This window comes from Geobacillus sp. E263 (assembly GCF_007197795.1).
Classification (GTDB): Bacteria; Bacillota; Bacilli; order Bacillales; family Anoxybacillaceae; genus Parageobacillus_B; species Parageobacillus_B toebii.
This window is the reverse complement of record NZ_CP041632.1, coordinates 2,233,140-2,247,195: the sequence shown is the minus strand read 5'-3', so window position 1 is coordinate 2,247,195 and position 14,056 is coordinate 2,233,140. Positions and strand designations below refer to the sequence as shown.

The 14,056-nt window shown below is 42.4% G+C and carries 13 protein-coding genes; all 13 read left to right on the top strand.

Annotated features, from left to right (window positions below):
* Nucleotides 1-9: 9 nt before the first annotated feature.
* The 13 genes from FNL97_RS11480 (at nucleotide 10) to FNL97_RS11420 (ending at nucleotide 13,983) form a co-directional block, all read left to right on the top strand.
* Nucleotides 10-1,251, top strand: a complete 1,242-nt coding sequence (locus FNL97_RS11480; protein ID WP_143416323.1) for a M16 family metallopeptidase — start codon at nucleotides 10-12, stop codon at nucleotides 1,249-1,251.
* 107 nt (nucleotides 1,252-1,358) lie between these two features.
* Complete coding sequence (locus FNL97_RS11475) at nucleotides 1,359-1,598, top strand: YlmC/YmxH family sporulation protein (protein ID WP_015863496.1); 240 nt, start codon at nucleotides 1,359-1,361, stop codon at nucleotides 1,596-1,598.
* Nucleotides 1,599-1,738: 140 nt separating this feature from the next.
* On the top strand, nucleotides 1,739-2,641 hold the full coding sequence (gene dpaA, locus FNL97_RS11470) for a dipicolinic acid synthetase subunit A (protein WP_062753339.1): 903 nt from the start codon (nucleotides 1,739-1,741) through the stop codon (nucleotides 2,639-2,641).
* Nucleotides 2,642-3,238 carry a dipicolinate synthase subunit B gene (locus tag FNL97_RS11465; protein WP_015863498.1) on the top strand — a complete coding sequence of 199 codons (597 nt, stop codon included), beginning with the start codon at nucleotides 2,642-2,644 and terminating at the stop codon, nucleotides 3,236-3,238.
* A 124-nt stretch (nucleotides 3,239-3,362) separates the two neighbouring features.
* Nucleotides 3,363-4,409, top strand: coding sequence for an aspartate-semialdehyde dehydrogenase (gene asd / locus FNL97_RS11460; protein WP_062678197.1), 1,047 nt, complete (start codon nucleotides 3,363-3,365; stop codon nucleotides 4,407-4,409).
* A 31-nt stretch (nucleotides 4,410-4,440) separates the two neighbouring features.
* On the top strand, nucleotides 4,441-5,688 hold the full coding sequence (gene dapG, locus FNL97_RS11455; RefSeq protein WP_062678196.1) for an aspartate kinase: 1,248 nt from the start codon (nucleotides 4,441-4,443) through the stop codon (nucleotides 5,686-5,688).
* 12 nt (nucleotides 5,689-5,700) lie between these two features.
* Complete coding sequence (gene dapA, locus FNL97_RS11450) at nucleotides 5,701-6,573, top strand: 4-hydroxy-tetrahydrodipicolinate synthase (protein ID WP_015863502.1); 873 nt, start codon at nucleotides 5,701-5,703, stop codon at nucleotides 6,571-6,573.
* Nucleotides 6,574-6,724: 151 nt separating this feature from the next.
* Entirely contained in the window at nucleotides 6,725-8,392 is a 1,668-nt protein-coding gene (locus FNL97_RS11445) for a ribonuclease J (RefSeq protein ID WP_015863503.1), read from the top strand.
* Between the two features lie 109 nt (nucleotides 8,393-8,501).
* Entirely contained in the window at nucleotides 8,502-9,239 is a 738-nt protein-coding gene (locus tag FNL97_RS11440; protein WP_015863504.1) for a ClpP family protease, read from the top strand.
* Nucleotides 9,236-9,460 (top strand): YlzJ-like family protein, encoded by a 225-nt coding sequence (locus tag FNL97_RS11435; protein ID WP_015863505.1) that lies wholly within the window; start codon nucleotides 9,236-9,238, stop codon nucleotides 9,458-9,460. Before FNL97_RS11440 ends, FNL97_RS11435 begins: the two co-directional genes overlap by 4 nt.
* A 107-nt stretch (nucleotides 9,461-9,567) precedes the next feature.
* A complete protein-coding gene (locus FNL97_RS11430; protein ID WP_062678194.1) occupies nucleotides 9,568-11,868 on the top strand; it encodes a DNA translocase FtsK in 2,301 nt (766 codons plus the stop codon).
* A gap of 201 nt (nucleotides 11,869-12,069) precedes the next feature.
* Nucleotides 12,070-12,801, top strand: coding sequence for a GntR family transcriptional regulator (locus FNL97_RS11425; protein WP_143415832.1), 732 nt, complete (start codon nucleotides 12,070-12,072; stop codon nucleotides 12,799-12,801).
* Between the two features lie 90 nt (nucleotides 12,802-12,891).
* Nucleotides 12,892-13,983: a BMP family lipoprotein gene (locus tag FNL97_RS11420; protein WP_143415831.1), complete on the top strand. Its 1,092-nt coding sequence runs from the start codon at nucleotides 12,892-12,894 to the stop codon at nucleotides 13,981-13,983.
* The last annotated feature ends 73 nt before the right edge of the window (nucleotides 13,984-14,056 follow it).

Sequence of the window (14,056 nt, the reverse complement as noted above, 5' to 3'; positions counted from 1 at the left end):
AACGTGATGTTGATTAATAAATATACTTGCAAAAACGGAGTACGAATCGTGCTAGAACAAATTCCGACAGTGCGTTCTGTCGCGATCGGGATATGGATTGGAACAGGTTCACGCAATGAGACGGAGCAAAATAATGGAATTTCACACTTTTTAGAACATATGTTCTTTAAAGGGACAAAAACGCGCACGGCAAGAGAGATTGCCGAAGCGTTTGACAGTATTGGCGGTCAAGTAAATGCGTTTACTTCTAAAGAATATACTTGCTATTATGCCAAAGTATTAGATGAACATGCACCATTTGCTCTTGAAATGTTAGCAGATATGTTTTTCCATTCTACATTTGTTGATGAGGAATTGCAAAAAGAGAGAAATGTCGTACTAGAAGAAATTAAAATGTATGAAGATACACCGGATGATATTGTTCATGATTTATTAAGCAAAGCTTGCTATGCGAACCATCCGCTTGGCTATCCAATTTTAGGAACAGAAGAAACATTGCGCACGTTTACGGGCGATTCGCTGCGCGGATATATGGCTGATTATTATACTCCAGACCGTGTTGTCATTTCTATTGCTGGAAATGTTGATGAAAGTTTTATTCAGCAAGTGGAAAGCTATTTCGGTTCTTTCACGGCAAAACAAAAAGCTAGCGAATCGCAAGCGCCGTTATTTCAGCCGCAAAAATTAGTGCGGCAAAAAGATACGGAACAGGCGCATTTATGTATCGGATTCAACGGGCTTCCTGTCGGCCACCCAGATATTTACACATTAATTATTTTAAATAATATTTTAGGGGGCAGCATGAGCAGCCGTCTTTTCCAAGAGGTCCGTGAACAGCGCGGTTTAGCATACTCGGTCTTTTCTTATCACTCTTCTTACCAAGATAGTGGATTACTAGCGATTTATGCCGGAACAGGCAACAATCAGCTTGATTTGTTATTTGAAACGATACAAGAAACGATCGATGCATTAAAAGAAGATGGAATTACTGAAAAAGAACTAAAAAACAGTAAAGAACAAATGAAAGGAAGTTTAATGTTAGGTTTAGAAAGCACAAATAGCCGGATGAGCCGCAACGGCAAAAACGAATTGTTGCTTGGGCGCCATCGTTCTCTTGATGAAATTATTGAGGAAATTAATAGCGTAACAGTGGAAAAAGTGAATGAACTTGCACGTTGTATTTTTAATGAAGATTATGCGCTTGCCTTAATTAGTCCAAGCGGTCAATTACCGAACCGAATCAGTTCGTAAGCAAGTTGATAGCAACATCGTTGTGCGAAAATGCCTGCTAAAATGCAGGCATTTTTTTATTTTCCTCATCTTACAATAATAGAAAGAAAAGAAAGGAGGAGAACGCGGTGAGGTTAAGCGAGTTAAGCGGCAAAGAAATTGTGGATGCAAGACGCGCCGAACGGCTCGGGGTGCTAGGACAGACGGATTTGGAAATCAATGAGCAAACTGGGCAAATTCAAGCATTGCTCATTCCGACAGGAAAATGGTTTGGATTTCGGAAAGAGGGGAGCGAAATTCGCGTTCCGTGGAAATATATAAAAAAAGTTGGTACGGATATGATTATTATCGATTTTCCGGATGAATGATCAAGAGTGCATGTGATCGCCAAAGGCGGTCACTTTTTTTTTAAACTGGAGATATTCACCTACAATTCCTTTTTTACATAAGATGTGAAAAGAAATAAAGCTAAAATATAAGTTTCGCATAAAGAAGGTGAGCATACACGATGATGCTAACAGGCATGCATATTGCCATTATAGGTGGGGACGCAAGGCAATTAGAAGTCATACGCAAATTAATTGAGCTAGATGCGAAATTGTCTTTAGTTGGCTTTGATCAATTAGCGCATCATTTTACGGGAGCGACAAAGTTGAGAATAGATGAAGTCGATTTCGCCGATTTAGATGCGATTATTTTGCCGGTTCACGGAACAACTCCGGATGGAAAAGTAAATACCGTGTTTTCGCATGAACCAATTCCCTTTACAGAAGAAATGATGTTAAAAACACCGAAGCATTGCACGGTCTATTCCGGGATTAGTAATAGCTACTTGGACAATTTAATGAAAACCGTCGACCGCAAATATGTTCAATTATTTGAACGCGACGATGTAGCGATTTATAACTCGATTCCAACCGCAGAGGGAACGATCATGATTGTCATTCAGCATACCGATTTTACGATTCATGGTTCTCGCGTAGCGGTCCTTGGGCTTGGGCGCGTCGGCATGACGGTTGCACGTACATTTGCTGCACTTGGTGCAAAAGTGAAAGTAGGGGCACGCCGCTCGGAGCATCTGGCCCGCATTACAGAAATGGGTCTTACCCCGTTTCATCTCAATGATTTAGAAAAAGAAGTGCAGGATATCGATATTTGCATTAATACCGTTCCGCATTTAATCGTAACGGCAAGTGTCATCGCAAAAATGCCGGCGCATACGCTTATCGTTGATTTAGCTTCAAAGCCTGGCGGCACCGATTTTCGTTACGCCGAAAAGCGTGGAGTAAAAGCGATCCTCGCACCAGGGCTGCCGGGAGTTGTTGCGCCAAAAACAGCAGGGCAAATTATCGCAAATGTTCTTTCACAACTATTATATACAGATTTAGAAAAAAGAAAGGGGAATGTGTAAATGAGTTTAAAAGGAAAGCGAATCGGATTTGGGTTGACAGGTTCTCATTGCACGTATGATGCGGTCATGCCGGAAATTGAAAAATTAGTAAACGAAGGAGCGGAAGTATTGCCAATTGTTACGTATACGGTAAAAACGACAAACACTCGCTTTGGCGAAGGAGAAGAATGGGTGAAGAAGCTAGAAGAAATAACAGGAAACGAAGTGATTGATACGATTGTCAAAGCAGAGCCGCTCGGTCCGAAAATTCCGCTTGATTGTATGGTTATTGCCCCACTGACAGGAAACTCGATGAGCAAACTTGCTAACGCGATGACAGATTCGCCTGTATTAATGGCAGCAAAGGCAACGATGCGTAATCACCGCCCGGTTGTTCTTGGCATTTCCACGAATGATGCGTTAGGATTAAATGGGGTAAACTTAATGCGCCTAATGGCGGCGAAAAATATTTATTTTATTCCGTTTGGCCAAGACGCCCCGCATACAAAACCGAATTCGATGGTGGCAAAAATGTCGCTGTTGCGTGATACGGTCCTCGCCGCATTAGAAGGAAGACAGCTTCAGCCGGTCATTATTGAAAAATTCCGGGATCAATAAGCAATCGATAGAAAACTCACTCCTATGCATAAAAATTTTCACTCCTTATAAAGTGGAATATGGTAAAATAAAAACTATAAATTTACCAATGTGATTGAGTGACTATGCGGAAGGAGAATGGTTCATGGAACAAAGACGTTTTCATGTTGCAGTCGTAGGAGCAACTGGCGCAGTTGGCCAACAAATGGTGCAAACGCTCGAAAATAGAAATTTCCCAGTCGGAAAGCTGACATTATTATCATCAGAACGTTCAGCAGGAAAAAAAATGCGCTTTCGCGGCGAAGAAATCGAAGTGCAAGCCGCAAAACCGGAAAGCTTTGAAGGGGTGGATATCGCCCTGTTTAGCGCAGGCGGATCTGTCTCCAAAGCATTGGCACCGGAAGCGGTCAAACGCGGGGCAATCGTGATCGATAACACGAGCGCGTTTCGTATGGAAGAAAACGTCCCGCTCGTTGTCCCTGAAGTGAACGAAAATGATTTAACATGGCATAATGGCATTATCGCCAATCCGAACTGTTCAACGATCCAAATGGTCGTTGCGCTTGAACCGATTCGCCAAGCGTTCGGTCTAAAAAAAGTGATCGTTTCCACGTATCAAGCTGTATCCGGCGCCGGGGCGCAGGCGATTGAGGAGTTAAAGGCGCAATCGAAAGCGGTGTTAAACGGTGAGCCGGTGACACCGGAAATTCTGCCAGTAAAATCGGACCGTAAACATTATCAAATTGCTTTTAATGCCATCCCGCAGATTGATAAATTCCAAGAAAACGGCTTTACATTTGAAGAAATGAAAATGATCAATGAAACGAAAAAAATTATGCATATGCCGGAGCTGCAAGTGGCAGCAACATGTGTGCGCATCCCGGTCATTAGCGGCCATTCGGAATCCGTATATATTGAAATTGAAAAAGATGGAGTCAGTGCAGACGACATTAAAGCGGTATTAAAAGATGCTCCAGGTGTCATTTTACAAGATGACCCAAGCGAACAAGTATATCCAATGCCAGTTGATTGTGTTGGCAAATACGATGTGTTTGTCGGACGAATTCGCAAGGATTTAGATCATGACCGGGCGTTCCATTTATGGGTCGTATCTGATAATTTACTAAAAGGCGCGGCATGGAATTCCGTGCAAATTGCGGAAAGTTTAATTAAACTAGGGATTGTAAAATAAATAGAGAAGCGAATTACATCGAGGTGTTAACATGAAAATCATTGTTCAGAAGTTTGGCGGCACATCCGTTCGTGACGAACGCGGGCGTGATTTTGCACGCAAGCATATTGAAAAAGCGCTTGAAGACGGCTATAAAGTAGTTGTTGTCGTCTCGGCGATGGGGCGAAAAGGAGAACCGTATGCGACGGATACGCTCCTTAGCCTCATCGGCGGGGCTAACAATTATGTCACGAAGCGCGAACAAGATATGCTAATGGCGTGCGGTGAAATTATTTCTAGCGTTGTTTTTACGAATCTATTAAATAAGCATGGAATAAAAGCAACTGCGTTTACTGGCGCGCAAGCAGGTTTCCGAACGAACGATGATTATACGAATGCGAAAATTATCGAAATGCGGTGCGAACGCCTGCTTGAAGCATTGAACGAATACGATGTCGTTGTCGTTGCTGGCTTTCAAGGCGCGACAGAAAATGGCGATATTACAACGCTTGGGCGCGGCGGAAGCGATACGTCTGCGGCGGCGCTTGGTGCGGCGTTAAACGCCGAATGGGTCGATATTTTTACCGATGTCGAAGGGGTGATGACTGCAGACCCGCGCATTGTCGAGAACGCCCGTCCGCTCGATGTCGTCACGTATACGGAAATTTGCAATATGGCCTATCAAGGGGCAAAAGTGATTCATCCACGCGCTGTTGAAATTGCGATGCAGGCAAAAGTGCCGTTGCGCGTTCGTTCAACGTATTCCGATTCTTTAGGAACGCTTGTTACATCTGCTATTCGTTCGAAAAAAGGAAGCGATGTAAAAGAGCGGTTAGTCACTGGCATTACTTATGTTTCCAATATTACGCAAATTAAAGTACAGGCGAAAGAGGGACATTATGAATTGCAGTCCGATGTTTTTAAGGCGATGGCGAATGAAGGAATTAGCGTCGACTTCATTAACATCTCGCCAAACGGTGTTGTTTATACGGTTTCTGGTGAAATGACAGAGCGAGCGGTCGCTGCCCTTCGCCGTATTGGTTATGAACCGATCGTTACAACAGGATGTGCGAAAGTATCTACAGTCGGAGCAGGGATTGCTGGAGTCCCTGGAGTGACGGCAAAAATCGTTACGGCTCTTTCTGAGCAAGGAATTCAAATTTTACAATCAGCCGATAGCCATACGACCATTTGGGTATTAGTGAAAGAGGAAGATATGAAAAAAGCGGTGAACGCGTTGCATGATGCATTCCATCTTTCCGAGGAATCGGCGGAAGAGTACGATTTAAAATTGGAGTGAGGAGTGAGGGTATTGATCCAATTTGGCAAAATCGTGACAGCAATGGTAACGCCGTTTGATCATAAAGGAAATATCGATTTTGCAAAAACGACCAAGCTTGTCGATTATTTGCTCGAAAACGGAACAGATTCCCTCGTTGTTGCCGGAACGACAGGCGAATCGCCAACATTAACGACGGAAGAAAAAGTTGCTTTATTCCGTCACGTTGTTTCGGTTGTGAACGGGAGAGTTCCAGTTATTGCTGGGACTGGAAGCAACAATACACACGCATCGATTGAGTTGACGAAGAAAGCGGAAGAAGCTGGCGTCGACGCGGTAATGTTAGTAGCGCCGTATTATAATAAACCGAATCAAGAAGGGTTATATCAACACTTCAAAGCGATTGCCGAAAGCACGTCGCTTCCGGTGATGCTCTATAATATTCCTGGACGTTCTGTTGTGAACATGTCTGTTGACACGGTTGTTCGTTTATCGGAAATTCCAAACATCGTTGCTATAAAAGATGCGAGCGGCAATTTAGATACGATGACGGAAATAATCGCCCGGACGAGAGAGGATTTTCTGCTTTACAGCGGTGACGATAACATCACCCTTCCGGTATTGGCGATTGGCGGTGCCGGCGTTGTGTCTGTTGCCTCTCATATTATTGGCAATGAAATGCAACAAATGATTGCTGCTTTCGAAGCAGGGGAACTTGCCAAAGCGGCAAAACTGCATCAAAAGCTGTTGCCAATTATGAAAGGGTTATTTGCAGCGCCAAATCCTGTACCGGTAAAAACGGCGCTGCAGTTAAAAGGATTAGACGTTGGTTCTGTTCGTCTGCCGCTTGTCCCGCTTACCGAACAAGAGCGCATCGAGCTAATGAATTTATTAAATACATTATAAAAGCCAAAAGGAAAACCAATCCGCATAGGCGGATTGGTTTTTTGCTGTTATAAAGCGCTTCATAAATCATCTTGTATTCAAAATCTCCCATCAGTTATAATAAAATCAAGTGACTTTGAGCGGGTTAGTATCATCATAGGAGGACGTGACATTGAAAACGAAACAAGTAGAGAAAATAAGGATTTTTTCCCTTGGGGGAGTCGGGGAAATCGGTAAAAACATGTATGTGGTCGAGCTGGATGACGACATTTTTGTGATCGACGCCGGCGTCATGTTTCCTGAGGACGAGATGCTTGGGATTGACAAAGTGATTCCTGACATTAGCTATCTCATTGAACGCCAAGATCGCATTAAAGCAATTTTTTTAACCCATGGGCATGAGGAACATATTGGAGCCATTGCTTACGTGTTGAAAAAGATTACGGCGGTGCCGGTGTACGGAACAAAGCTTACGTTAGGATTGGCAGAATCGATTTTGAAGGAACAGGGGATTACAAACGCAAAACTAATCGAAATTCGCTCCGATTCGGAAATTTTGTTTGATAAAGCAAAAGTGACGTTTTTCCGAACGATTCATAGCATCCCTGATTCGGTTGGGATTAGCATTCATACATCCCAAGGCGCCATTGTCTATACGAGCGACTTTAAATTTGACCAGACTCCATATGGCAAAAATCGAGCCGATTTAGGGAAAATGGCGCAGATTGGCGAACAAGGAGTGCTTTGCCTATTATCCGATAGTACGAATGCGGAAAGACCGGGTTATACGGGATCGGACACGCTTGTAGCCCAGGAAATTGCCGATGTTATTTATAACGCGAATGGTCGGGTTTTTGTTGCTTGCTATGCGTCGAACATCACCAGAATTCAACAAGTATTACATGCGGCAAAAATGTACGGACGGAAGGTAGCGGTTGTAGGGAAAACGTTGCATAAAGTGATGGATATTGCTGTTCGGCTTGGATATTTACATCTTCCGGAAAAAGTGACTATTTCCATCCATGACATTGACCGCTATGATGACAAGGAACTTATTATTTTAACAACAGGCGGGCATGGCCAACCGATGAGCGCATTGGCCCGTATGGCTAAACAAGTACACAAGCAGGTCAACATAAAAGAAGGAGATACTGTCATTGTTGCGGCATCGGTGATGCCTGGATATGAATTAGTATTTTCAAAAACCATTGATGCACTGTATCGTGCCGGAGCGAACGTCATTTACCGCGAGAGAAAAGTGCACGTGTCTGGACACGCATGCCAAGAAGAATTGAAGCTAATGCTTAATTTAATGAAACCGAAATATTTTATTCCTGTTCATGGCGAATATCGTATGCAAAAAGCACACGCTAATCTTGCAAAAGCGGTTGGCATCTCTGAAGATAGGACGTTTTTGATTGACAAAGGTGATGTCATTGAATTTCGCAATGGAGTAGCGCGTCCTGGAGGAAAAGTTCCGTACGGCAACATTTTGATTGATGGTCTTGGCATAGGCGATGTTGGCAACATTGTTTTAAGAGACCGGCGTCTTCTTTCGCAAGATGGGATTTTAATTGTTGTCGTTACATTGAGCAAAGAGTCAAAAAAAATTATCGCTGGACCGGAAATTATTTCGCGTGGTTTTGTCTATGTCAGAGAATCAGAATCATTGCTTGATGAAGCAACAAAAATCGTTGCAAATATTGTGAATAAATGCTTGCAAACCTATATGATCGAATGGTCGTCATTAAAATCAAACATTCGCGAAGCATTGAGCCAATTTTTATTTGAAAAAACAAAACGAAAACCGATGATTTTACCAATTATTATGGAAGTATAATACAATCATGCTCAAAGTCAACGAACATGCCGATAGGAAATTCCTATCGGCATTTTTCTTTTCCAACTCGAGCATACTATATGTATGACGGAAAGAAAGGAGAATATGCATGGAAAAAGAGCGTTACATACAATCGGAATCAGAAGAAAACCAAGAAACGAAAGAGGAACAAGTAACAGCGGCGATTCAACAGTTAGGTCAAACAAACATTCCGCAAATGACGCCGGATACAAACATTCATTGTTTAACGATTGTCGGGCAAATTGAGGGACATATTCAACTTCCACCGCAAAATAAAGCGACGAAGTACGAACATGTTATTCCACAAATTGTCGCCATTGAACAAAATCAAAATATTGAAGGCCTGCTCGTTATTTTAAATACGGTAGGCGGAGATGTAGAAGCAGGATTAGCGATTGCGGAAATGCTTGCGTCCTTATCGAAACCGACCGTTTCTATCGTATTAGGAGGCGGTCATTCGATTGGTGTGCCGATTGCGGTTTCTTGTGATTATTCATTTATTACCGAAACGGCAACGATGACGATTCACCCTGTTCGATTGACTGGGCTGGTCATTGGCGTTCCGCAAACATTTGAATATTTGGATAAAATGCAAGAGCGAGTTGTTCGCTTTGTTACAAAACATTCCAAAATTACGGAAGAAAAATTTAAGGAACTTATGTTTTCCAAAGGGAATTTAACGCGTGATATCGGCACCAATGTTGTCGGCCCTGATGCGGTAAAATACGGACTTATTGATGAAGTCGGCGGTGTTGCTCAAGCGATGAACAAATTGCGCGAATTAATTGAACTGAACAAATCAGGGGAAAGGAAGATTGTCCAATGATTTTATATACGATCATGCCGGAACATCTTATCTTCCAAACTGCCAAGGAAGAATACGAAAAACGAACAATGGTATACTATGATGGAATTCCATTTCTTGTACAAAAAACGGAAACCAATGAATATGAAATTGTTCAAAATTTAAGTACGAATCCGCTTCATTTTTTAGAACAAAAATATGCACCAGGAACGAGATTTACGATTTCTTCCACAACATCGTAATGAATTCCATGTTCATTCGTGATATAATTAATAAACAAACGGAAAAAAGCAGCCAAGTATGGCTGCTTTTTTCCAATCTTTCAGTTTGTTTATTGGAGTGAATAGTTGTGGCAAAACGGAAACGACAGAAAAAATCAAGACGGTCAAAGCAACATTGGAAAGAAGCATTTCAATTTGAATTGCTTGGTCTTACGATGTTAGCGATTTCCGTCATCGCGATGGCGCGTCTTGGGCTAGTTGGAAAGACGCTCGTATTTATTGCGCGTTTTTTCTTTGGAGAATGGTATATGCTGCTGTTTGTAGCCTTATTTATATTGTCGTTTTATATCATTTGGAAGCGTGCATGGCCTTCGTTTACTCATCGCATTCTTCTCGGTTTATATATTATCGTTTCCGCGCTTTTATTACTAAGTCACGAAACGTTATTCGATTTGTTGTCCCGACGCGGGCAATTTGACCCTAGCATCATTCGAACAACATGGGAGTTGTTTTGGAACGAAGTGCGGGGAGAATCGGCGAATACTGATTTAGGCGGCGGGATGGTCGGGGCGTTTTTCTTCGCGGCAAGCTATCAATTATTTGATGAACTTGGAACAAAATGGATTTGTTTTTTTCTTTTTATCATCGGGGCTGTTTTCATTACCGGAAAATCATTGAGTGAAACAGTGGGAAAAGTGGTGATCATAATCGCTTCTTTTCTCAAGGAGCAATGGCTGGCGTTTGTTGCGGATATAAAACAGTGGGGCGGTAAAAAGCAGGGACGAAAACGGCAAAAAACAAGAACTCCACAACCCGACAAGCAACATGACAGCACAGAAGAGGAGCCGATCATACAAGAAGGAGAAACGCTCTCTCCTCCGCCGATTATTTCTGATTTTACTGCCGCGCGTTCGAATGAGATAGAACAAGAACGAGAGCAGGAAAACGCAGAAGACATCGAGGAAGAGGCGTCTGGGCCGTTAGCGTTTTCGGAAATGGAAAATATTGATTATCAACTTCCGCCTCTTGAACTGCTCCATCTTCCAAAACAATCAAACCAAGCGAAAGATCATGCAAACATTTATGCAAATGCGCGCAAGCTGGAAAAAACATTTCAAAGCTTCGGTGTAAAGGCGAAAGTAACCCAAGTTCATCTTGGCCCTGCAGTAACGAAATATGAAGTATATCCGGACGTAGGGGTGAAGGTAAGCAAAATTGTTAGTTTGAGCGACGACCTTGCCCTTGCGCTAGCTGCAAAAGACATTCGTATTGAAGCGCCGATTCCCGGAAAATCCGCGATCGGCATTGAAGTTCCAAATGAAGAAATTGCGACCGTTTCTTTAAGAGAAGTGTTAGAAGCGATCGATCATTACAAACATGAAGCGAAACTATTAATTCCGCTAGGCCGTGACATCTCTGGCGAAGTCGTTGCAGCTGAGCTTAACAAAATGCCGCATTTATTAATTGCCGGGGCAACGGGAAGCGGGAAAAGTGTGTGCATTAATGGAATTATCGTAAGCTTGCTTATGCGTACAAAGCCGCATGAAGTAAAATTAATGATGATTGACCCGAAAATGGTAGAATTAAGCGTGTATAACGGAATACCGCATTTGTTGGCTCCGGTTGTGACGAATCCGAAAAAAGCGTCACAAGCGTTAAAAAAGGTTGTTCAAGAAATGGAAAGAAGATATGAATTATTTTCACATACAGGCACACGAAATATCGAAGGGTATAATGAATACGTGCAGCGCCATAATCAAGAATCGGAAGGAAAACAGCCGCTTCTTCCTTATATTGTCGTTATTATTGATGAGCTGGCAGATTTAATGATGGTTGCTTCTTCCGATGTAGAGGATTCGATTACGCGCTTGGCGCAAATGGCGCGCGCGGCAGGAATTCATTTAATTATTGCAACGCAGCGGCCTTCGGTTGACGTCATTACAGGTGTCATTAAAGCAAACATTCCGTCACGGATCGCTTTTAGCGTTTCTTCCCAAACCGATTCGCGGACTATTTTGGATATGGGGGGAGCGGAAAAACTGCTGGGCCGTGGCGATATGCTGTTTTTGCCGATGGGTGCTTCCAAACCGATTCGTGTCCAAGGAGCGTTTGTTTCCGATGAAGAAGTCGAAGAGGTTGTCGATTTTGTTATTTCCCAGCAAAAAGCACAATATTATGAAGAGATGATGGTCAGCGAAGAGAATGGTGAGAGCGAGGAATTTGACGATGAATTGTATGATGAAGCGGTTCGGCTTGTTGTAGAGATGCAAAGTGCTTCGGTTTCCATGCTGCAACGGCGCTTTCGCATCGGTTATAATCGTGCGGCTCGTCTCATAGATGCGATGGAGGCACGTGGAGTTGTTGGCCCCTATGAAGGAAGTAAACCTCGCGCTGTACTTATTCCAAAAGAAAATGTAAAAACATCATAGGGGAGCAGGCAAACTTGTTGCCTGCTCTTTTAAAAAATATATCACATTGAAAACGTTATCAATCGTTTTTTGCTTTTTTCGACAAAATTTTTATTTACTATTTATTTATCCCAAAAAAAATGGTATAGTAATCTCGAAGAGTCTACATGTCTAACGTCAGAGGTCTGATATCTGTTGAAATGAAAAATGGGGGATTTTTTCATGTCCATCAAGTCAGACAACCGTCACCTATATTTACAAGTGATTGATCGAATTAAGCGTGATATTCAAACAGGCGTGTATAAAGAAAAACAAAAGCTCCCATCGGAATTTGAATTAGCGAAACAACTAGGTGTCAGCCGTGCAACATTGCGTGAGGCATTGCGTGTTTTAGAGGAAGAAAACGTGATTATTCGCCGGCATGGTGTTGGAACGTTCGTCAATGCAAGACCGCTGTTTACATCGGGGATCGAGCAGTTAAGCAGCGTTACTGATATGATTCGGCAGGCAGGTCGAAAACCTGGAACGATTTTTTTATCTTCTTCCATTCAACAGCCGACGGAAGATGACATCCGGAGATTTCAATGTTCGGCGGACGATGACATTCTTTTGATTGAACGTGTCCGTACAGCTGACGGGGAGCCTGTTGTATATTGTATAGACAAAATTTTATGTAAATATTTACCAAAAGGAATTTCCTATGAGCAAGAATCCCTTTTTGAAAACTTACACAATCAGGCGAATCGCGATATTGCTTATGCTGTAGCTCGCATTGAACCGCTCGGTTACCATGAGAAAGTGTCGCCGATTTTGCAATGTGAGCCAGAAACTGCGCTTCTTGTGTTAAAGCAAATGCATTTTGATAAAAATGATGAGCCGATTTTTTATTCCATCAACTATTTCCGTTCTGACAAAATCAGCTTTCATGTACTTCGAAAACGCCTTAGTTTTTAAGGAGGTGACATCCATACATAGAAATATAGGGATGATTTTATAATAAGTCAGAAAGCACAACAATTTTTTTATGGATTAGGGGGTATTGTAATGAAAAAACGATTTGGACTCGCCCTTTCCCTTGTTTTAGCAGCAGGTACACTGTTAAGTGCATGCGGTGGACAAGGGGGGGATAATGCTGGTGACAAAGGCAAAGACACGTTTAGTGTTGCGATGGTAACAGACGTTGGCGGTATTGATGACAAATCTTTCAACCAATCTGCTTGGGAAGGTTTGCAAAAATTTGGAAAAGAGAATGGCTTGAAAAAAGGCCGAGGCGGTTATGATTATTTACAATCATCAAGCGATACTGACTATCCGACAAACTTAAATAAGCTTGTGCGCAGCGACTTTGATTTGATTTATGGAATTGGATATTTAATGGGAGATGCAGTAAAAGAAGTTGCTGAACAAAACCCGAAAAAGCATTTTGCGATCGTTGACACGGTTGTTGAACAACCAAACGTAGCTAGCATTACGTTCAAAGAGCATGAAGGTTCATTCCTTGTTGGTGTCGTTGCCGGCTTAACAACAAAAACGAACAAAATCGGATTTATCGGCGGCATGGAAATTCCATTAATTGAGAAGTTTGAAAGCGGATTCCTTGCAGGAGTAAAAGCTGTTAATCCGAAAGCGAAAGTCGAAGTGCAATATGCCGGTGCATTTGACCAAGCGGATAAAGGAAAAGCGATTGCATCTAGCATGTATGCTTCCGGCATTGACGTAATTTATCATGCCGCTGGCGGAACAGGAAATGGTTTGTTCTCTGAAGCAAAAGACTTGAAAAAGAAAGACCCGAACCGTGAAATTTGGGTAATCGGTGTGGATAAAGACCAATCTCCAGAAGGTGTTGTGAAAGTAAACGGAAAAACATATAACGTTACATTAACATCCATGGTGAAACGAGTTGATGTGGCTGTATATGACTTGGCAAAACGAGCAAAAGAAGGCGATTTCCCTGGCGGAAAAACGCTTGAATATGGTCTTCAAGAAGACGGGGTTGGCATTGCGCCTACACAAGACAACATTAAGCCGGAAGTGTTAAAAGCAGTTGATGAATGGAAGCAAAAAATCATCAAAGGCGAAGTAAAAGTTCCAATGACTCGCAAAGAATACAAACAGTTTGAAGCATCCTTAAAATAATTGAATAAAAAGGCTAGTGGTTACGCTAGCCTTTTTATTCGCCAAAAATCATAAAATGAAAGGCTGCAATCGG

What these genes read in the sequence shown, in the direction of transcription:
- dpaA (WP_062753339.1), top strand. Translation starts at nt 1,739, where the DNA reads ATGATGCTAACAGGCATGCATATTGCCATTATAGGTGGGGACGCAAGG.
- FNL97_RS11465 (WP_015863498.1), top strand. Translation starts at nt 2,642, where the DNA reads ATGAGTTTAAAAGGAAAGCGAATCGGATTTGGGTTGACAGGTTCTCAT.
- FNL97_RS11420 (WP_143415831.1), top strand. Translation starts at nt 12,892, where the DNA reads ATGAAAAAACGATTTGGACTCGCCCTTTCCCTTGTTTTAGCAGCAGGT.
- FNL97_RS11425 (WP_143415832.1), top strand. Translation starts at nt 12,070, where the DNA reads ATGTCCATCAAGTCAGACAACCGTCACCTATATTTACAAGTGATTGAT.
- FNL97_RS11435 (WP_015863505.1), top strand. Translation starts at nt 9,236, where the DNA reads ATGATTTTATATACGATCATGCCGGAACATCTTATCTTCCAAACTGCC.
- FNL97_RS11440 (WP_015863504.1), top strand. Translation starts at nt 8,502, where the DNA reads ATGGAAAAAGAGCGTTACATACAATCGGAATCAGAAGAAAACCAAGAA.
- dapG (WP_062678196.1), top strand. Translation starts at nt 4,441, where the DNA reads ATGAAAATCATTGTTCAGAAGTTTGGCGGCACATCCGTTCGTGACGAA.
- asd (WP_062678197.1), top strand. Translation starts at nt 3,363, where the DNA reads ATGGAACAAAGACGTTTTCATGTTGCAGTCGTAGGAGCAACTGGCGCA.